This is a genomic window from Tumebacillus lipolyticus (assembly GCF_042682745.1).
Classification (GTDB): domain Bacteria; phylum Bacillota; class Bacilli; order Tumebacillales; family Tumebacillaceae; genus Tumebacillus_A; species Tumebacillus_A lipolyticus.
This window is the reverse complement of the sequence record NZ_JBHUIO010000006.1, coordinates 145,403-164,128: the sequence shown is the minus strand read 5'-3', so window position 1 is coordinate 164,128 and position 18,726 is coordinate 145,403. Positions and strand designations below refer to the sequence as shown.

19 protein-coding genes, 5 tRNA genes, 2 rRNA genes and 1 other RNA gene are annotated in these 18,726 nt (G+C 55.6%); 22 read left to right on the top strand and 5 right to left on the bottom strand.

The features are described from left to right. Positions 1 to 10: 10 nt before the first annotated feature. From rrf (ACFSOY_RS12315) to rrf (ACFSOY_RS12305), 3 genes are all read left to right on the top strand, one after another. A 5S ribosomal RNA gene (rrf, locus tag ACFSOY_RS12315) occupies positions 11 to 127 on the top strand. 21 nt (positions 128 to 148) lie between these two features. Continuing rightward, positions 149 to 235, top strand: a tRNA-Leu gene (locus ACFSOY_RS12310). Between the two features lie 4 nt (positions 236 to 239). After that, a 5S ribosomal RNA gene (gene rrf, locus ACFSOY_RS12305) occupies positions 240 to 356 on the top strand. A 233-nt stretch (positions 357 to 589) separates the two neighbouring features. Here the strand turns inward: rrf (ACFSOY_RS12305) and ACFSOY_RS12300 are convergent. Together ACFSOY_RS12300 and ACFSOY_RS12295 are read right to left on the bottom strand one after the other, a co-directional pair. Further along, positions 590 to 1,402, bottom strand: a complete 813-nt coding sequence (locus tag ACFSOY_RS12300; protein WP_386047066.1) for a polyprenyl synthetase family protein — start codon at positions 1,400 to 1,402, stop codon at positions 590 to 592. 56 nt (positions 1,403 to 1,458) lie between these two features. Next, complete coding sequence (locus ACFSOY_RS12295; RefSeq protein ID WP_386047064.1) at positions 1,459 to 2,493, bottom strand: YaaC family protein; 1,035 nt, start codon at positions 2,491 to 2,493, stop codon at positions 1,459 to 1,461. Positions 2,494 to 2,627: 134 nt separating this feature from the next. Between ACFSOY_RS12295 and guaB the strand changes: the two genes are divergently transcribed. The 8 genes from guaB (at position 2,628) to ACFSOY_RS12255 (ending at position 11,050) form a co-directional block, all read left to right on the top strand. Continuing rightward, positions 2,628 to 4,088 carry an IMP dehydrogenase gene (gene guaB, locus ACFSOY_RS12290; protein WP_386047062.1) on the top strand — a complete coding sequence of 487 codons (1,461 nt, stop codon included), beginning with the start codon at positions 2,628 to 2,630 and terminating at the stop codon, positions 4,086 to 4,088. 140 nt (positions 4,089 to 4,228) lie between these two features. Further along, positions 4,229 to 5,482, top strand: a complete 1,254-nt coding sequence (locus tag ACFSOY_RS12285) for a D-alanyl-D-alanine carboxypeptidase family protein (protein ID WP_386047061.1) — start codon at positions 4,229 to 4,231, stop codon at positions 5,480 to 5,482. A gap of 18 nt (positions 5,483 to 5,500) precedes the next feature. After that, on the top strand, positions 5,501 to 5,635 hold the full coding sequence (locus ACFSOY_RS12280) for a hypothetical protein (protein ID WP_386047059.1): 135 nt from the start codon (positions 5,501 to 5,503) through the stop codon (positions 5,633 to 5,635). Positions 5,636 to 5,756: 121 nt separating this feature from the next. Next, positions 5,757 to 6,641 (top strand): pyridoxal 5'-phosphate synthase lyase subunit PdxS, encoded by an 885-nt coding sequence (gene pdxS, locus ACFSOY_RS12275; RefSeq protein ID WP_386047057.1) that lies wholly within the window; start codon positions 5,757 to 5,759, stop codon positions 6,639 to 6,641. A 15-nt stretch (positions 6,642 to 6,656) separates the two neighbouring features. Next, positions 6,657 to 7,247 carry a pyridoxal 5'-phosphate synthase glutaminase subunit PdxT gene (pdxT, locus tag ACFSOY_RS12270; RefSeq protein WP_386047055.1) on the top strand — a complete coding sequence of 197 codons (591 nt, stop codon included), beginning with the start codon at positions 6,657 to 6,659 and terminating at the stop codon, positions 7,245 to 7,247. Between the two features lie 78 nt (positions 7,248 to 7,325). After that, entirely contained in the window at positions 7,326 to 8,399 is a 1,074-nt protein-coding gene (locus tag ACFSOY_RS12265; protein ID WP_386047053.1) for a glycoside hydrolase family 15 protein, read from the top strand. 60 nt (positions 8,400 to 8,459) lie between these two features. Next, positions 8,460 to 9,740: a serine--tRNA ligase gene (gene serS / locus ACFSOY_RS12260; RefSeq protein WP_386047051.1), complete on the top strand. Its 1,281-nt coding sequence runs from the start codon at positions 8,460 to 8,462 to the stop codon at positions 9,738 to 9,740. 149 nt (positions 9,741 to 9,889) lie between these two features. Then, complete coding sequence (locus ACFSOY_RS12255; protein ID WP_386047049.1) at positions 9,890 to 11,050, top strand: DUF5667 domain-containing protein; 1,161 nt, start codon at positions 9,890 to 9,892, stop codon at positions 11,048 to 11,050. Between the two features lie 88 nt (positions 11,051 to 11,138). Here ACFSOY_RS12255 and ACFSOY_RS12250 read toward each other — a convergent pair whose 3' ends face one another. From ACFSOY_RS12250 to ACFSOY_RS12240, 3 genes are all read right to left on the bottom strand, one after another. Beyond that, positions 11,139 to 11,291, bottom strand: coding sequence for a hypothetical protein (locus ACFSOY_RS12250; protein WP_386047047.1), 153 nt, complete (start codon positions 11,289 to 11,291; stop codon positions 11,139 to 11,141). A 230-nt stretch (positions 11,292 to 11,521) separates the two neighbouring features. Then, on the bottom strand, positions 11,522 to 12,202 hold the full coding sequence (locus ACFSOY_RS12245) for a deoxynucleoside kinase (RefSeq protein ID WP_386047046.1): 681 nt from the start codon (positions 12,200 to 12,202) through the stop codon (positions 11,522 to 11,524). Then, a complete protein-coding gene (locus tag ACFSOY_RS12240) occupies positions 12,195 to 12,839 on the bottom strand; it encodes a deoxynucleoside kinase (protein ID WP_386047044.1) in 645 nt (214 codons plus the stop codon). Before ACFSOY_RS12240 ends, ACFSOY_RS12245 begins: the two co-directional genes overlap by 8 nt. Positions 12,840 to 13,002: 163 nt before the next feature. On the opposite strand from ACFSOY_RS12240, the gene ACFSOY_RS12235 reads away from it, so the two are divergent. The 11 genes from ACFSOY_RS12235 to recR all read left to right on the top strand — a co-directional run bounded on the left by ACFSOY_RS12235 (position 13,003) and on the right by recR (position 18,718). After that, positions 13,003 to 13,263 carry a hypothetical protein gene (locus ACFSOY_RS12235; RefSeq protein WP_386047042.1) on the top strand — a complete coding sequence of 87 codons (261 nt, stop codon included), beginning with the start codon at positions 13,003 to 13,005 and terminating at the stop codon, positions 13,261 to 13,263. A 109-nt stretch (positions 13,264 to 13,372) separates the two neighbouring features. Beyond that, positions 13,373 to 13,463, top strand: a tRNA-Ser gene (locus tag ACFSOY_RS12230). Between the two features lie 4 nt (positions 13,464 to 13,467). Then, a tRNA-Arg gene (locus tag ACFSOY_RS12225) sits at positions 13,468 to 13,544 on the top strand. A 47-nt stretch (positions 13,545 to 13,591) separates the two neighbouring features. Then, positions 13,592 to 13,670: transfer RNA gene (locus ACFSOY_RS12220), tRNA-Arg, on the top strand. A gap of 22 nt (positions 13,671 to 13,692) precedes the next feature. Then, on the top strand, positions 13,693 to 14,169 hold the full coding sequence (gene tadA, locus ACFSOY_RS12215) for a tRNA adenosine(34) deaminase TadA (protein ID WP_386047040.1): 477 nt from the start codon (positions 13,693 to 13,695) through the stop codon (positions 14,167 to 14,169). Between the two features lie 11 nt (positions 14,170 to 14,180). Further along, positions 14,181 to 14,270 (top strand) — tRNA-Ser (locus ACFSOY_RS12210). A 21-nt stretch (positions 14,271 to 14,291) separates the two neighbouring features. Next, an RNA gene (ffs, locus tag ACFSOY_RS12205) (signal recognition particle sRNA large type) lies at positions 14,292 to 14,555 on the top strand. Positions 14,556 to 14,717: 162 nt separating this feature from the next. Next, positions 14,718 to 15,818, top strand: a complete 1,101-nt coding sequence (locus ACFSOY_RS12200) for a two-component system sensor histidine kinase NtrB (protein ID WP_386047038.1) — start codon at positions 14,718 to 14,720, stop codon at positions 15,816 to 15,818. A gap of 117 nt (positions 15,819 to 15,935) precedes the next feature. Then, positions 15,936 to 17,768, top strand: a complete 1,833-nt coding sequence (dnaX, locus tag ACFSOY_RS12195; protein ID WP_386047036.1) for a DNA polymerase III subunit gamma/tau — start codon at positions 15,936 to 15,938, stop codon at positions 17,766 to 17,768. A 26-nt stretch (positions 17,769 to 17,794) separates the two neighbouring features. Continuing rightward, on the top strand, positions 17,795 to 18,106 hold the full coding sequence (locus tag ACFSOY_RS12190; protein ID WP_386047034.1) for a YbaB/EbfC family nucleoid-associated protein: 312 nt from the start codon (positions 17,795 to 17,797) through the stop codon (positions 18,104 to 18,106). A 6-nt stretch (positions 18,107 to 18,112) separates the two neighbouring features. Then, a complete protein-coding gene (recR, locus tag ACFSOY_RS12185) occupies positions 18,113 to 18,718 on the top strand; it encodes a recombination mediator RecR (protein ID WP_386047032.1) in 606 nt (201 codons plus the stop codon). Positions 18,719 to 18,726 lie beyond the last annotated feature (8 nt).

Below are 18,726 nucleotides of genomic sequence, written 5' to 3'. Positions count from 1 at the left end.
TACACCTGTGTCTAGTGGCAATGTCGCGGAGGTCACACCTGTTCCCATCCCGAACACAGAAGTTAAGTTCCGCAGAGCCGATGGTACTTGGACCGCAGGGTCCTGGGAGAGTAGGTCGCCGCTAGGCGTGTTTTTCCAAACTTCATACGCGGTCATGGCGGAATTGGCAGACGCGCAAGATTCAGGTTCTTGTGGGGGCAACCCTGTGGAGGTTCAAGTCCTCTTGACCGCACCAGCCGTCTAGTGATAATGTCGCGGAGGTCACACCTGTTCCCATCTCGAACACAGAAGTTAAGCTCCGCAGAGCCAATGGTACTTGGACCGCAGGGTCCTGGGAGAGTAGGACGTCGCTAGGCAAAAGATAAGACTCGATCTGATGATCGGGTCTTTTCACTTTTCAAAAGCGAAAAGGAAGTAGAAAAGGTGCCACGTTCGAAGCGGAGCGAAGAACCACCGTAGCGAAAGCGAAGGTATGGTACTTGGACCGCAGGGTCCCGGGAGAGTAGGACGTCGCTAGGCAAAAGATAAGACTCGATCTGATGATCGGGTCTTTTTCATTTTTTATAGTCGCGAATCGTCAAGGTTCCTCTCACTCCGGCTGATCGAACAGCATGTTGGTCAAATCGAGCAACGAACATTTTGCCAGCGTCGGGGGAAGCACCGAGAGGCTGCGTTTCGCCTTGTTCACATAGCTTCGCATCACCCCTCGCGCGGAGCGGATCGAGAGCGGAGCGCTGTCGAGCGGACAGGCGGGCAGCACTTTGCGCCCGGCGCGAGCGGGGAGTTCCCACACCGACTGCAGATCCTCCTGCACTTGAAGCGCCATCCCGAGCGAATAACCGTATGCGGTCAACGCCTCCTCCACTTCGGAGGCGGCAGAACCGAGTCGAGCTCCGATCTTGCCACAGGTCGCAGCCAACAGAGCGGAGCGAAAATAGGCGCGCTCCAAGTAGGCGTGTTCGTTGATCTCCGGCCAATCGGGTTGCGCCCCCCGGCGTGGCTTTCTTTGGATCAGGCGCCTGCACAGCTCCGCATAGGATTGAACCACGGCAGCGGGGAGATCGGCACAGCGGGAAAGCGCTTCTGTCTGCAAGTAGCTTCCAGCCAACAATTGACCGTGGGAGATGATGCTCCCTTCCTCGATCCCTTCCAACAGCTTTGTGGAGAGCATCAGGAGCTCGATGCTGACCGCCGCCTTTTGTGCCTCCTCCTCCCGCGCATGGCACGCTTCCCCCGCGAGCAGGAGGAGCAAAGAGGTGATCCCACGCCGTTGTTGGTGCCACAGTTCCCCGATCGCAGAGTGCGGCAGTCCGACCAAGCGATCCAAGGTGGAGATCAGCTCTTCGTGAACCTGCAGGAGACGCTCTTGCCAAAGGTCGTAAAGATTGATTTGCGTGCTCATGAGAACGGTGCCCCCTTTGCGCCAGGGTTTCAAGTGTGCCCCTAGTATTGACCAACTCAGTGCGGATGATGAGGGGTGTAAAAAATCGTCTCTTCTTGGCAGAGCTCGTTGAGGATCAGGTTGGGATACTTCCGCATCGAAACGTTCAAAAACTCGTTGATCAAAAACGTATCGTGAGAGGAAAAGGTCAGGATCATCTCCCCCCACCGCTCCGTCTCGTAGCGACAGAGCATGCCGAGCACAAACATGATCAGATAGTGCACCGAAAGCTCAGGGAGCAAAAGTTGCTCTCCGTGCGGAAAGCGCAGGTGCGGACGTCCAGAGAAATCGAACAGGACGAGCGGATGAGCTCGTTCGTCCCCATCCACCCCCAGGCAAAACGTCCCCGTCTCGTCCGGCTCCTCCAGATAGCGAAAGCGCGTCCGCTCCTCGCCGAAGCGATTGAGCAGTTCGAGCAGTTCATCGCGGGTCAGATCACATCCTGCGACAAACGACCGCTGCACTCTCCAGCGCGCCTTCTGCTCCGCCTCGCGCATGACCTCAAGCATCCCGACCTTCGCCTGCCCGTACAAGCGCTGATAGGTCGGGATCAACTCTGGGATCACCGCCAGCAGTTCCTTCATCGAAAAGCGCTGCTGGTGAGCCAACAGCGACCCGCCGAGCGTTCGGTGCAAAACATGAAAGATACCGTCCTTTTGCACGCGCACCTCATCTTCTGCAAACGCGTACTCCTCGCGCTTGAGCTTGCGAGTTGACAGCCCATGCTTCAGCACGCTGGTCGTCGAGGGGTAGTCGGGGTCGTGCGAGGTGATCAGCGCTTTGGCGAGCGCCATCATCCCATAGTAGAGCAGGAGCGGCTTGGTCAAAATGTCGCACGTCTCAGCCGCCCGGTAGTATTCCCGCGCCTGCTTGATCGAAAAGATAAACTTGGGCGTCGCCCGATAGGCGAGCTTTTGAACCGAATCAAAGCCCGATTTTAGATAGCGAGCGCGCAAAAACTCGCTCGACGTCTGCTCGTTCTCAAAGTACACATATGTGTCCCACAGCTTTCGATAAGGCTGTTCGGTCGGGATGCGAACGGTGGTCTGCATCGTGAAAAACAATCCCCCTCTCTCCAAAGGATCCCATCATTCACGGCTTGACTGCGATATAGGCTATTGCTAAACTAGCCATAATATCCACGGTCAAGGGAAAAACTATACAAAACTTGGGGGTAGAACACGGAATGTGGGAAGACAAATTTGGTAAGGAAGGTCTCACGTTTGACGACGTATTGCTGATTCCGGCGAAGTCTGAAGTGTTGCCGCGAGATGTCTCCGTGGCAAGCCGAATCACCCAAAAAGTCAAGGTGAACACGCCGATCGTGTCGGCGGGCATGGACACCGTCACCGAGTCGAAAATGGCAATCGCGATGGCGCGCGAAGGCGGCATCGGCATCATTCACAAGAACATGCCGATCGAGAAGCAAGCCGAAGAAGTCGACCGGGTCAAGCGCTCCGAATCGGGCGTCATCACCAACCCGATCTTCCTCTCTCCCGATCACCACGTGTATCACGCAGAAGAGATGATGGCGAAATATCGCATCTCCGGCGTGCCGATCACCGACAACGACGGCAAGCTGGTCGGCATCATCACCAACCGCGACCTGCGCTTCGAGACGAACTTCAACCGCAAGATCTCCGAAGTCATGACGCGTGAGAATCTGGTGACTGCTCCTGTCGGCACCACCCTGCAAGACGCGCAACACATTTTGCAAATGCACAAAGTGGAAAAGCTCCCGCTCGTCGATGAGCACAACCACCTCAAAGGTTTGATCACGATCAAAGACATCGAGAAGGCGATCAAGTTCCCCAACGCTGCCAAAGATGAGGACGGGCGTCTGATCGTCGGCGCTGCTGTCGGCGTGACAAAAGATACCTTTGAGCGCGTCGAAGCGCTGGTCAAGGTGAGTGTCGACCTGATCGTGGTCGACACGGCGCACGGTCATTCCCTTGGCGTGATCAACACCGTTCGCGAGATTCGCGCGAAATACCCTGACCTTCAGATCGTTGCTGGCAACGTGGCCACCGGTGAAGCGACTCGCGATCTGATCGAAGCGGGCGCATCTGCTGTCAAAGTCGGCATCGGGCCGGGCTCGATCTGTACCACCCGCGTCGTCGCCGGCATCGGCGTGCCGCAGATCACCGCCATCTACGATTGCGCGACGGTCGCACGCGAATACAACATCCCGATCATCGCAGACGGCGGGATCAAGTATTCGGGTGATATCGTCAAAGCGCTGGCTGCAGGTGCAGATGTGGTCATGGTCGGCTCCCTGCTCGCCGGCACCGAGGAATCGCCAGGTGAGATGGAGATTCACCAAGGCCGCTACTTCAAGGTGTACCGCGGCATGGGCTCGCTCGGGGCGATGAAGGAAGGCTCCGGCGATCGATACTTCCAAGAAGATGCGAAGAAGCTCGTACCGGAAGGCATCGAAGGTCGCGTGCCATATCGCGGCTCGCTCGCCGACATCATCTATCAGATGGTCGGCGGTATTCGCGCAGGCATGGGCTACTGCGGCGTTGCGACGATCCAAGCGCTGAAGACGGACACGCGCTTCATCCGCATCACCGGGGCGGGGCTGAAAGAGAGCCATCCTCACGATGTGCAAATCACCAAAGAAGCTCCCAACTATAGCCTTTCCTAATAAAAACTTTTGTCTATCAAGTGAAACCGGAGTCGTTGAGACTCCGGTTTTTTTCGATCTATGCTATAATCGAATTTGCACGTTTTGAAGCAAAAAACAAGGAAACAAGCAAATAAAAGCTAGGGACGGGGGAACGCAACATGAAAAAGATGAACTTTTGGAAAAAGAGCGCCTCAGGTGCCCTGATCGCGGCAATACTATTGACATCCACGATGCCGGTCGCACAGTCGATCCTGCCACTGCCCTATCTTTCGGTCGCCCACGCGGAAGGGGAAGCCAAACAGGGGGCTAACTTGGAGATCCAATCTCCGGTCGGCCTGCTGATCGATGCGCAGACGGGGCAGGTGCTCTGGGAGAAGGACATGCATGCCAAGCGATATCCTGCCTCCGTGACTAAGATCATGACGATGATGCTCGCTTACGAAGCGGTGGAAAAGGGCGAGAAGAAGCTGACCGATATCGTTCCGATCTCGAAAAACGCCTACCTGGTCGAAGGTTCGAGCGTCTGGCTCGATCCGAACGAAAAGTTCACCTTGCAGGAGATGCTTGAGTTTATCGCCATCCAATCGGGCAACGATGCGTGCGTGGCGACAGCAGAGTTTATCGCTGGCAGCGAAGCGGCGTTTGTTGAGCGCATGAACAAAAAGGCAGAAGAGCTGGGTATGAAAGATACTCATTTTGCCGATACGAACGGCCTGCATCATCCTGATCATTACAGCTCCGCCTATGACATCGGAATCATGGCGCGCGAGCTGATCAGCAAATACCCACAGGTCTTAGAAGTGACAAAAGTTCAGACCAAGATGATTCGAGATGGCAAGTTCAAGCTGGAAAACACCAACCATGTGCTCGGTCAATACGATGGTCTGGACGGCCTGAAGACAGGCTTTACAGATGAAGCGGGCTACTGCTTGGTCGCAACCGCACAGCGCAACGGATTCCGCCTGCTCTCGATCGAACTTGGCGCTCCGAACGACGATGTTCGCGTGTCCGATTCGATGAAGATCCTCGACCACGGCTTCAACAGCTACAAGCAGGAGTCGGTGATCAAAAAAGGGGAAGCGGTGTCGGAGCTTGCACCGATCACCAGCGGCAAGGAGACTGAGGTAGGCACCGTCGCAGCTGAGGATCTGAACGTAGCCGTTCTAAAAGAGGGCGGTGCGATCGAGAAGAAAGTGGTCTACAATGAAGTAGAAGCACCTGTTGCAAAAGATGCGGTTGTCGGGCAACTGCAAGTCGTGCAGAATGAGAAGGTAGTCGCCTCTGTCGACCTGCTGGCGGCTGAGGAAGTGGAGAAGGGCTCTTGGATCCGTCTGATGTTCAGAGGGATCGGCAACTTCTTTAGCGGCTTGTTCTCGTCGATCGGTGATTTCTTCAGCGGTCTATTTGACTAAAACAAGTGAGGGATCGTCATGATTAACGTTCCGTCTTGGTATCTGATCACATCGTTGATCCTGTTCATCATCTTGATTCCGGGGGGATTCTTCATGTTCCGCGCCTTTTTGCGCCGCATGGCCCCCGAGAAACCGAATCAGAAACCAGAGTAATCCACTTAATTTAGGTGGAATTTATTCAACTCGTTTTCTTGTCACCCTGTCACCACTCATGTAAAATGAGAAACGAGTGAGCTTTCAATCTTTGCACTACGCGGCACAGGAGGAACCATAAATGATCGAAACCGGTACCACGCGTGTGAAACGCGGTATGGCAGAAATGCAAAAAGGCGGCGTCATCATGGACGTTGTCAACGCTGAGCAAGCGAAGATCGCAGAAGAAGCGGGCGCAGTTGCAGTAATGGCGCTGGAGCGCGTTCCAGCTGACATTCGTGCGGCGGGCGGCGTTGCTCGCATGGCAGACCCGACCATCATGGAAGAAGTGATGAAGGCAGTATCGATCCCAGTGATGGCAAAAGCTCGGATCGGTCACTTTGTCGAAGCAAAAATCCTGGAAGCGATGGGTGTTGACTACATCGACGAATCGGAAGTTCTGACTCCGGCAGATGATAAATTCCACATCAACAAGCGCGACTTTACCGTTCCGTTCGTCTGCGGATGCCGTGACCTCGGGGAAGCGCTCCGCCGCATCGCAGAAGGCGCATCGATGCTCCGCACAAAAGGCGAGCCGGGAACTGGCAACATCGTCGAAGCGGTGAAGCACATGCGCACCGTGCAAGCGCAAATTCGCAAGATCGTCGCGATGGCAGAAGATGAGATCGTAGCGGAAGCGAAAAACATCGGCGCACCGGTTGAACTGCTGCTGCAAGTGAAAAATGACGGCAAACTGCCGGTCGTAAACTTCGCAGCTGGCGGCGTGGCAACTCCTGCCGATGCGGCGTTGATGATGCACCTCGGCGCTGACGGCGTGTTTGTCGGCTCGGGTATCTTCAAGTCGGACAACCCGGAGAAGTTCGCCAAAGCGATCGTCGAAGCGACCACCCACTACACCGACTACAAACTGCTCGCAGAGCTGTCCAAAGACCTCGGCATCGCGATGAAGGGCATCGAGCTGTCCACCCTGCGCGACAACGAGCGCATGGCAGAGCGCGGCTGGTAAGCGGAGCGAGCTCCCATGAAAATCGGCGTATTGGCTTTGCAAGGTGCTGTCGCAGAGCACATCAAGAGCTTGGAGCAAGCAGGGGCTGATCAAGTCGTCGCAGTCAAATGGCCGTCCGACCTCGAAGGTCTCGACGGACTGGTGTTGCCAGGCGGCGAGAGCACGACGATCGGCAAACTGATGCACAAGTACGAACTGATGGAGCCGATGCGTGAGATGGCAAAGCGCGGCGTGCCGATGTTTGGCACCTGCGCAGGTCTGATTTTGCTCGCCGAACGGATCAACGGTCAAGACTGGTCGCACATCGGCGTGCTCGACGCGCTGGTGGATCGCAACTCGTTTGGTCGTCAAGTGGACTCCTTTGAAGCGAACCTTGAGGTAGCAGGTCTGGAAGGGGACGAGCCATATCCGGCCGTCTTCATCCGCGCCCCGCACATCATGGAGGTCGGCCCGGACGTGGAAGTGCTCTGCGCGTACGACGACCGGATCGTCACCGCTCGCCAAGGCAATCTGCTCGGCGCATCGTTCCATCCGGAACTGACAGATGATGTTCGCCTGCACAAATACTTTTTAGGCATGGTAGAAACAGCAAAAGCGTCCGTATAGAAGGGGGAGCGTCATTGTGACGCTCCTCTTTTCGTATATATGGAACCATCCGACAGAGATTGGGTGGAGGTTGCGCAGATGGAGCTCTACAGGTACAGCAGTGAGTTGATCAAACGGCATCAGGCGCCGAGCGGCGCGTTTGTCGCAGCACCCGCCTTCTCACAGTACCAGTACTGTTGGTTGCGCGACGGAACCTGGCTCGCCTACAGCATGGATCTGGCCGGAGAGGTGGAGGCGGCAGAGAAGTTTTATCGCTGGGTCGATCGGACGATCAGGAAGCAGGCAGCGAAAATCGACACCTTGATCGAACAAAAGCGACGGGGGGAGCGACCGACGCCAGAACAGTTTTTGCACACTCGCTTTACGGTCGAGGGGGAAGCGGGCAGCGAGCCGTGGGGAAATCATCAGCTGGACGGCTATGGGATGTACCTCTGGGGCTTTGGGGAGCACCTGAAGCGCCGAGCGGGTGCTGACATCTTGCGAGCGGAGTTTGCGCCGAGCCTGCGCGCGACAGGAGCCTATCTGCTGGAGTTCTGGTCGGAACCTTGCTTTGATTGTTGGGAAGAGCGGGGGGATCAGGTTCACCCGAGCACGCTTGCCGCCATCTACGGTGGGCTGCGCGCGCTGGCAGAGCTGTTTCCCGATCTCGATCTGCAGATCGAACCTGCCTGCCGGAAGATGCGCGAACTGGTCGAGCGCTCAGGGGTGGTGGAAGGCCGTTTTATCAAGTCGCTCGGAGATCTGAGGATCGATGCCAACCTGCTGTCGCTCGCCGTGCCGTTCGCGATGTTTGCGCCAGCGGATCTGCGGATGGTGCGGACGGTAGCAGCGGTGGAGGCAGAGCTTTGCACCGGCGGGGTACATCGCTATCGGGACGACTCGTTTTACGGCGGCGGCGCATGGCCGCTGCTGACCGCCTGGCTCGGCTGGTATCATCTGCAGAGGGGTGATGTGAAGCGGGCGACCGATCTGCTCACCTGGGTGGAGGCACAGGCGGATGCAGGGGGCAATCTGCCCGAGCAAGTACCAGAGGGGCTGTTCGTGCCAACGGAGCATCAGCGGTGGATCGAGCGCTGGGGACAGCCGGCAAAACCGCTGCTCTGGTCGCACGCGATGTATGTGGTTTTGAAGCGTCAATTTATGATAAACTAAAAAATATGAAAACAGGCTCTCGTCCTTTTGCGACGGGAGTTTTTTGTGGAGGGACAGCACATGTTAGATCCGAAAGTTCTTCGCAGTGAGCCGGAGCGCGTGCGTCAGGCGCTGCAAAATCGCGGTGAGTCGGCCGAAGCGCTCGATCAATTTTTAGAGTTGGACAAGCGGCGTCGCGAGCTGCTGGTCGAAGTCGAACAGTTGAAAGCGCGTCGCAACGCGGTGTCGCAAGAGGTGGCCAAACTGAAAAAGTCGGGGGAGAACGCCGATGCGATCATCGCCGAGATGCGCGAGGTGGGCGATCGGATCAAAGCGCTCGACGAGGAACTGCGCACGGTTGAAGAGCGCACGCATCACCAGCTGCTCTGCATCCCGAACCTGCCGCACGAAAGCGTGCCGATCGGGTTGACCGAAGAGGAGAACGTGGAGTTTAAGCAGGTCGGCACGATCCCGAGCTTCTCGTTCACACCGAAATCGCACTGGGACTTGGCGACAGAGCTCGGCATCATCGACTTTGAAGCGGCCGCTAAGGTGACGGGTGCGCGCTTCTCTTTTTACAAAGGGCTTGGAGCGCGCATCGAGCGCGCGCTGATCAACTTCATGCTGGACATTCATATTGACGAGCACGGGTATACGGAAGTCCTGCCTCCGTTTATCGTCAACCGCGCGTCGATGACCGGCACGGGCAATTTGCCGAAGTTTGAAGAGGATGCGTTCAAACTGGTCGACACAGACTACTTCCTCACGCCGACCGCCGAAGTGCCGGTGACCAACTACTACCGCGATGAGATCCTCACCGCCGAGCAGCTGCCCGTCTACTTTGTCGCCTACACGCCATGCTTCCGTTCGGAGGCGGGATCGGCAGGGCGCGATACGCGCGGACTGATTCGTCAGCATCAGTTCAACAAAGTAGAGATGGTCAAGTTCTCCCATCCTGATCGATCCTATCAAGAGTGGGAGGAGCTTGTCGGCCATGCGGAGACGATCCTGCAGCGGTTGGGACTTCCATATCGAGCGCTCGACATGTGCACAGGGGATCTCGGATTTGGCGCGGCGAAGAAGACAGACCTTGAGGTGTGGATGCCAGGTGCTGATACGTACCGCGAGATCTCGTCCTGCACGAACTTTGAGGATTTCCAAGCGCGTCGGGCGAACATCCGCTTCCGTCCGGAAGCGGGTGCCAAGCCGGAGTTTGTGCACACGATCAACGGCTCCGGGCTGGCGGTCGGCCGCACGGTGGCGGCGATCTTGGAAAACTACCAGCAGGAAGATGGCTCGGTGTTGATTCCGGAAGCGCTGGTTCCCTACATGGGCGGCGTGACGAAGATTGAGAAAAAATAGCGCTGTTGTTGCTGTTCAAGAAGCTGTCGGAATGGAAACATTTCGGCAGTTTCTTTTTTTTCTTGGTGACGACACCCAAAACATGCAACGATTCCTCGTAAAGTATAGCGAGTAAACACGAGACTGGTTGAAAGGATGAATATTTATCTATGAAAAGATCGAAAACATTGCTCACCTCCTCCGTTTTGATCGCCACCTTGGTGCTGTCGCCGATCGCAGCGCTGGCAAACGGTGAGAACGCTCCCGTAACCTCCGTGCTGACAGAGGGAGTGACCGAGTCAACCAGCGATAAGGTTGTGGTGACCGAAGTCACTCCAAACGCGGATGCGGATGCTGAGTCGGAAGATGTGGGGTTGACGCCAGACAACTTCTTTTACTTCTTCAAACAGCTGGCACGTGACATCAACCTGATGTTCACCTTCGATGATAAAAAAGAGGCGGAGCTGCTTCTGAAGTATGCCAACGAAAAGGCGGCCGAGCTGAAAGTGCTGGCGGAGCAGAAGATCAGCGAATATGATGAAGCGCAGATGAAAGAGATCGAAGACCTCCTTCAAAAAGCTGCCGAGCTGGTTGGCGGCGAAGAGAGCGCAGAATCGACTGCCGATGAGGATCAATCGGATGTTGCAGGTGAGACGGCTGAGAACGGCTCGACCACCGAAAATACGGGCACGACCGCTGAAGATGGTTCGACCGTTCAAGAAGATACAACCGATGGAACGGGCACCGTCACCGAGCAACCCTCGACGCCTGAAGAGGAAGCGAAAGATCCGACTGAGGTGGAGCAGCCCTCTGAAGGAGAAAAGATGGGTCTGTATCACGCGTTAGAAGTGCTGAAAGGATTGCTCGACAAGCTTCCCGAACAAGGTCGCAAAGGTGTAGAAAACGCGATCAAGCACATCGAAAAGAACATCGAAAAGCAAGAGAAGAAAAAAGAAAAGCAACAGAAAAAGCACAAGCATGAAGAGAAGAAAGAGCAACCGGTCGAACCTGTAGAACAGGACAAACAGGGTACGGCCGATCAATCTGCCAAACAGACGACCGGATCGACGCCAGGCAATGTGACGAATGGCACGAACCAAACGACAGACGGAAAGGGCGCGATCAAGCCGATCTCCAATCAAGCTTCGAAGAATGGCGAAGATCAGCAACGCAAAGCGAACAATCCGAAAGATAAATCTGAAAAATCGGAATACAAGAAAGAAAACAAAGGCAACCATTACGGCCATGAGAAGCAGAACGAAAAAGATCGTTCAAAGAAAGATCAAGACGATCATCAAAACCAAAAAGGTCGATCGGAAGGCGGCAGATAGTAATCATTGCTTTCCCAGGCCGTCGCGGTCATCGCTTGTGCGACGGCCGCTTTTTGTCGTTGACAAGCGGACGGGCAGGGAGCACACGCTATGCGATTTTGACACCCGCTTGCACCGCTGATGCAAAGCGCTGTTCAAACTCGACGCTATCTTGCATCAGCGGTGCATAGCACTGTTCAAACTCGACGCTATCTTGCACCAGCGGTGCATAGCACTGTTCAAACTTGACGCTATCTTGCACCAGCGATGCAACGCACCGTTTTTACTCGACGCCATCTTACGAAAGCATGGGGGAATGACTTGCTCGATCCTTTCGACAAGGTGTTTGGGAGCAAACAAAAGCCCCCATCTTCAGCGATGGGGGCGGTGAGTGCGGTAAATTCTACGACCGACAATCCATGGGGAGTCGGTCGATCTCGCTACGAATCGAGACGCAAGTTCATTCAAACCTGTTGATTCGAACAGAAGCGATTAGGCGCGCATCGTCTGGCGAACTTGTCCGATGCGCTGAGAAACTTTTTCTAGGACGTGCTGAATGGAGCCTTTGTCTTTGAGCAGGTCATACTCGTTGATGTTAAGGCGGATCACCGGGCAAGCGGTAAAGTTGTTGATCCACTCTTCATAACGGCCGTACATCTCTTCCCAGTAGGCGATGTCCGTATTTTGCTCCATCGGACGGCCGCGCTCTTTGATCCGTGCCAACACGTCTTCAAAAGAGCCTTCCAGATAGATCAGCACGTCTGGATGCGGGAAGTAAGGGGTCATCACCATCGCTTCGAACAGCGAGGTGTAGGTCTGATAGTCTGTCTGGCTCATCTTGCCTTGGTCGAAGAGCATCTTGGCGAAGATCCCAGTATCTTCATAGATCGAGCGGTCTTGAACAAAGCCGCCGCCATATTCGAAGATGCGCTTCTGCTCTTTAAAACGCTCCGCCAAAAAGTACACTTGCAGGTGAAAGCTCCACTTTTCAAAGTCTGCATAAAACTTGTCCAAGTACGGGTTGCTGTCCACCTTCTCAAGCGAAGTGCGGAAGCCGAGCGACTCGGCGAGCGCCATCGTGATGGTCGATTTGCCGACGCCGACCGTACCGCCGATCGTGATCACCGCATCCCGCGGAATGCCGTACCGTTCACAAAGGGTAGATTTAGGCATGTTCGAATTGCTCCTTGTTCATAGTCTCCTCAATCATCCGGAAGACGTACTCCAGATCTTCCGACCGCTCCACAAAATCGAGCTGATCCCCATCGAGCTGCAAGATCGGCACATCAGGGTGCAGATAGCGATGGCGCTCGAAGAACAGCTCGTAATCGTCGCTCAAGTTGCGAATGTAGTTGCGATCAATGTTGTTTTCGATCTCTCGACCTCGCTTGGCGATGCGCTGCATGATCGTCTCGACGCTTGCGCTCAAGTGGATGATCAACGTCGACTGCGGCATGTCGGAGGTGAGGATGTCGTAGATCTTTAAGTATTTGTCCAGCTCCGCCTTTTGCAACGTGCGCTGTGCGAAAATCGTATTTTTAAAAATATTGTAATCGGATACGACCGAATGTCCCTGCTTTAGATGTAAGTTCGAAATGTCGGCCAACTGCTTGTAGCGATTGCAGAGAAAAAACATCTCGGTCTGAAAGCTCCACTCCTCGATGTTGTCATAAAAGCGCCCGAGAAATGGGTTCTCCTCTACGATCTCTTGAAGGAGATGGTAGCCGTATCGCTGGTTGATCGCTCTGGATAGCGACGTCTTGCCGATCCCGATCGGCCCTTCAACCGTGATGAATTGGGGTATAGGCATCGGAGTCCCTCCTGCAAACGTTGTCAGAGTGCAATTGTAACACATTTCAAAGACACATAGAATGGCTTGGAAGAAAATGAACGAGGGGGAAGGAGGTTCGCGGTAACGAATAAAAAAGTGTATAATAGTCTAGGTAAATCGTCCGGCAGGGAGGAGCTTTTTGATGAGTCCGAGCATCATATTTATGATCAACATCATCGTGTTTATCGTTTGCATCGTGCTTCAATATATGGCGTTTCACCGCATGGCCTTTAACCGTGGCCTGTTCATCCAGGTCGCGATGTTCTTCTTCACCGGTCTGGTCTTCGTCGCGCCGAACGCGCCACGCGTCTTGGTTTGGATCGTCTTTCTGGCGACCTGGGCATTCACGCTGGTCATGACCGCCTACTCGATCAGACGACTCAGCCTCGGGAAGAAGAAATAGCATGAAATCGGTTGCAGAAAAGAGCATGTGCGAGCTAGCCCCTGCTCTTTTCCCATCATTCCCACTTGCAATTTAGAGCGACATTATGTAATATAAGAACTGTATTTTTGGAGAGGTGGCCGAGCTGGTCGAAGGCGCTCCCCTGCTAAGGGAGTATACTGGAAACAGTATCGAGGGTTCGAATCCCTTCCTCTCCTCCATCCTGTGCCCATAGCTCAGCTGGATAGAGCGTTTGACTACGAATCAAAAGGTCGGGAGTTCGAATCTCTCTGGGCACGCCATCTTGTTCATCGAACCTCACCTCGATCGGTGAGGTTTTTTCTAACTTGCACCCGTAGCTCAGGTGGATAGAGCGATCGTTTCCTAAACGATGTCTTGGGGGGGTTCGAATCCCTCCGGGTGCGCCACGTTTTTTGGAGGTGTATCCTTTTGAATCAAAGCCTGCTCTCACACGAGCGCTACATGCGCGAGGCGATCCAAGAGGCGAAGATCGCGCAGAGCTATGGCGAAGTGCCGATCGGAGCGGTCATCGTGCAAGACGGCGCCATCATCGCCCGTGGGCACAACATGCGGGAGATTTGGAAGGACCCGACCGCCCATGCGGAGCTGATCGCCATTCGCGAGGCGGCGCGCGCTCTCGGCGGCTGGAGATTGACAGGATGCACACTTTATGTTACCTTAGAACCGTGTCCCATGTGCGCAGGTTCCATCGTTTTATCTCGCGTTGACGAGGTGATCATCGGCGCGATGGATGCGAAGGGCGGGGCGGTCGGCTCGGTGATGAACATCGTCGAGACGGACGACTTCAACCACAGACCAGCCGTTTCCACTGGTGTTTTGGCTGAAGAATGCGGTATACTACTCAAGGAGTTCTTTCGAGAGCTTCGTCGCAAGCGAACGAGATAGCCTTTTGTTTCGGAGAGATGTCTGAGTGGTCGAAAGAGCTCGCCTCGAAAGCGAGTGTGCCTTTGCGGGTACCGTGGGTTCGAATCCCACTCTCTCCGCCATTTGATTTGTCAACAAGTTTGTCGTGCTAGACGGGGAGGTAGCGGTGCCCTGTAACCCGCAATCCGCTATAGCGGGGTTGATGTCTGGCCGAGGGTTTTCGTCTGTGAACCGATTGGTCGTAAGTGGTGTTGAGGATCGGGTCCTGCGCGACCAAGCCTCCTGAACCGTGTCAGGTCCGGAAGGAAGCAGCACTAAGGGAATCGCTTGTGTGTGCCGCAGGGGTGCCTGGTCTGAGCTAACTGCTACCGATTGCTCATCGGCGTGATTCGAAGCCAGATGCACGGCTACAATTATAGAATGACCTTTTGAAAAAGATCGGTGCGATTGCATCGGTCTTTTTCTTTTTTTGTGCCCTTCGATCACTTCGACAGAAACAGACATGGTTCATCAAAGGAATTTTAATAGATTAAGTAGAAGTTTTCTGATAGATTGGAGGGGATTGGGAGATGAGACTAACCTCCGAAATGGACGATCAAAATGTGCAGATGAGGACGCCGCTTTTTCGAGTTGAGGACCTGGATGTGGAATCGTATCACGACGGTGTGGTCATGCTAGATTTTGAGATGAAAGTGCTGGCTGCCAACAAGACGTCTGTCGAGTTTTTGCCAGGCGACTGGTCGGGCGAGTTTCCGATCGGGCTGTCAGACGTATTTCCCCAGATGTCGGAAGAGTATGAGTGGCTGTCGCGCTTGGTGCGAGAAAAGAGCTGTTTTCGCAACCATGTGGTCAACCTTTCGCGCGAGGGCAGAATGCGCACGCTGCTCGCCGACAGCTCCTTTTTGCGGGACAAGGATGGGGAGCAGGCGGGGATCTGCCTCTTTTTAAAAGACATCGGCAACATCGTATCGCTGGAGAAGAAGATTCAGCACAACGAGATTTTGGCGACCGTCGGCAAGATCGCAGCGGGTGTGGCGCATGAGATACGCAATCCGCTGACATCGATCAAAGGTTTTTTGCAGATCATGCGCCATGAGCTGGAGAAGAAAGGCATGCAGAAGGAGTTCAACTACACAGATGTGATGTTGAGCGAGATCGACCGGGTCAACGAGCTGGTCGGGGAGTTGCTGTTGCTTTCCAAGCCGCGCGAACTTCGCATGGAGCGAATCGAGATGGAAGAGCTGATCATGACGATGGCGCCGATCATCTCCTCTGAGGCGATTCTCAACAATATCGAATTTCATCTGAGCTTGAAGTCGGTGCCGCACGTGTATGCCGATCCGGAGATGCTCAAGCAGGTTTTTTTGAATCTTGTGAAAAATGCGATCGAATCGATGGCAGAGGTGCAGGGAGGGAAGCTGGTCCTCTCCACCGAGTACCTGCCCCAAGAGCGGATGGTGCGCATCGATGTGCAGGATACGGGGCCTGGGGTTCCGCATTATCTGACCGATCGGATCTTCGACGCGTTCTTTACGACCAAGGAGACGGGCACCGGTCTTGGGCTGCCGATCTGCCAGCGGTTGGTCAACGATCTCGGCGGGAGAATCAAGGTGAAATCGAAAGGGTTTGGCACGACGTTTTCGGTCTTTTTACCGACGATGTCCGCTTGAAAAAAAGCTGTGAATCGGCAGGCTCTCCATGCGGGGAGCCTTTTTGCGTTCGCCCAAAATCTGTGATACTCTTAAATTTGAACACCTATGTGCGTAGAAGGGAGGGGTTCGCTTACTATGGCGTATCTTGCTTTGTATCGGGAATGGCGACCCCAACTTTTTCGAGATATTGTCGGGCAGGAGCATGTGACCCGGACGTTGCAAAATGCGATTCGACAACAGCGCATTGCGCACGCCTATCTCTTCAACGGCCCGCGGGGGACGGGTAAGACGTCTGCCGCAAAAGTTTTGGCGAAGGCGATCAACTGTGAGCACGGCCCGCGAGAAGAGCCGTGCAACGAGTGTCACGCCTGCATCGGCATCACCAAAGGCACGATCCTGGATGTGATGGAGATCGACGCAGCGAGCAACCGCGGCGTCGATGAGATTCGCGACCTGCGCGACAAGGTGAAGTTCGCACCGACAGAAGTGCGGTACAAGGTCTACATCGTCGATGAGGTGCACATGCTGACGACGGAGGCGTTCAATGCTCTTTTGAAGACGCTGGAAGAACCGCCGTCCCATGTGATGTTCATCCTGGCGACAACGGAGCCGCACAAGCTGCCAGCGACGATCATCTCGCGCTGTCAGCGCTTCGATTTCCGGCGCATTCTGGGACGGCAGATCGTCGACCACCTGCGCCATATTGCCGAGGAGAAAAAGGTCGAGGTGGAAGAGGAAGCGTACTGGCTGGTCGCGCGCGCCGCAGAAGGCGGGATGCGCGATGCGATCTCGATCTTCGATCAGGCGATCTCCTTTGGCGGAGATCGGGTGCGCCGTGAGGATATCCTCTCGATGGTGGGGGCGATCGGCACCGAAGTGCTCGCCCAGATCGCGCGAGGCGTAGCGGAGCGAAACGCACCGCAGGTGCTGGGGGCGATCGGCGAGCTGATCGACAAGGGCAAGGATGTCGGGCAGTTGCTCTTTGACATCGTGACCTATTTCCGCGATCTGCTGATGTACAAGACGGTGCCGCATCTGGAAGAGGTGCAGGATCGGGCTCGTTACGATCAGGACTTCGCCGAGGTGGCAGCCGCGTTTGACACCTCGCTGTTGATCCGCCTGATCGAGCAGATGACACAGGTGCAAAATGAGCTGAAGTGGCAATCGCAAGGGCGGCTGCTGCTGGAGATGCTGATGGTGCGCCTCTGTCAGATGCAGTCGTTCGATCCGGAATCGCTGCTCAAGCGGATTCAGGAGTTGGAACAGAAGCTGGCGGGCGGCTTGCCCGTCGCGATGGCAGGGCAGCAGGTGGCGCCACCTCAGCAGATGCCCGCTCGGGTGGAGCAGCAACAGGCGCAACAGGTGCGTCCCGAACAGCGGCCAACCCAGCCGTCACAACAGCCAACGCCTCAACCACCGCCGCGGGCAGCAGACGCTCCTGTCGTCACCGGGGCGCCGCAGCAGGCAGAACCTGCGACCGCCCCGCAGCCTGTCGCCAAAGGTGCGCCAGCGCCGGTGGTCGGGATCAGCGCAGGTGGGATCGAGCGGATCGTGACACAGCCTAACCAGGAAGCGCTGGCGCACGTTCGCCAATATTGGACGCGCGTGCTCGATGAGGTCAAAGCGCGCAAGATCACCGCGCAAGCATGGCTGCTGGCCGGACAGCCGGTAGCGGTGGACAATGGGCACATCGTGGTGGCGTTTAAAAGCCCGATCCACAAGGAGACGGTGATGAAGCCGATCCACCGCGAGATCATCGAGCCGGTCTTTGCCCAGCTGATGAACGGTCAGCCACACCAGCTGTTCGCCGTCATGGAGAGCGATTGGGAGAAGTTCCAAGCGAGTTTCCAGGCGAGCGCTCCAGCGCCTGAGCAGGAGCGATCCTCTGCGGAGCGCGAGGAGAAGGATGAACTGGTCGAGAAAGCGAAAGCACTGTTCGGTTCTGAGCATCTTGAAGTGGTCGAATAACATACTCTGTGATGAGGTGACATGAGATGAAAAACATGCAACAGCTGATGAAGCAAGCGAAAAAGATGCAAGATGATATGATGAAAGCTCAAGAGGAGCTCGGCACCAAGACGGTCGAAGGCTCTGCGGGCGGCGGCGTGGTCACCGTCGTCGTGACTGGACACAAAGTGGTGCAATCGGTGAACATCAAGCCGGAAGCGGTCGATCCTGACGATGTGGAAATGCTGCAAGACCTCGTGTTGGCAGCGGTCAACGACGCGATGAAAAAGGCGGATGAGATGGCTGCCGCATCGATGGGCAAGTACACAAAAGGCATGAACATGCCGGGCCTGTTCTAATCCATCATGCTCTATTATCCAGAACCGATCTCCAACCTGATCGACGGGTTCTCCCGACTGCCGGGCATCGGGCCGAAGACAGCACAGCGGTTGGCCTTTCACGTGCTCGGGATGAAGGAAGACGACGTGATGGATCTGGCCAAAGCGCTGGTCAACGCCAAGCGCCATCTGCATTACTGTTCGGTCTGTCAGAACATCACCGACACCGACCCGTGCCGCATCTGCTCCGATCAGAGCCGTCGACGCGACGTGATCTGCGTGGTGCAAGATCCGAAAGATGTGGTGGCGATGGAGCGAACGCGTGAATATGGCGGGCTGTACCATGTGTTGCACGGGGCGATCTCTCCGATCGAAGGGATCGGCCCCGACCAGATTCGCATCGCCGAACTGCTGCGCCGCCTGCAAGACCCAGAGGTGGAATGCGACGAGATCATCATGGCGACCAACCCGAACATCGAAGGGGAAGCGACCGCGATGTATCTCTCGCGCCTGCTCAAGCCGGTCGGCATCAAAGTGACCCGCATCGCTCACGGTCTGCCGGTCGGCGGCGATCTTGAGTATGCGGATGAGGTCACCCTGTCGAAAGCGCTGGAAGGCAGACGCGAGCTGTGAGGCACGTA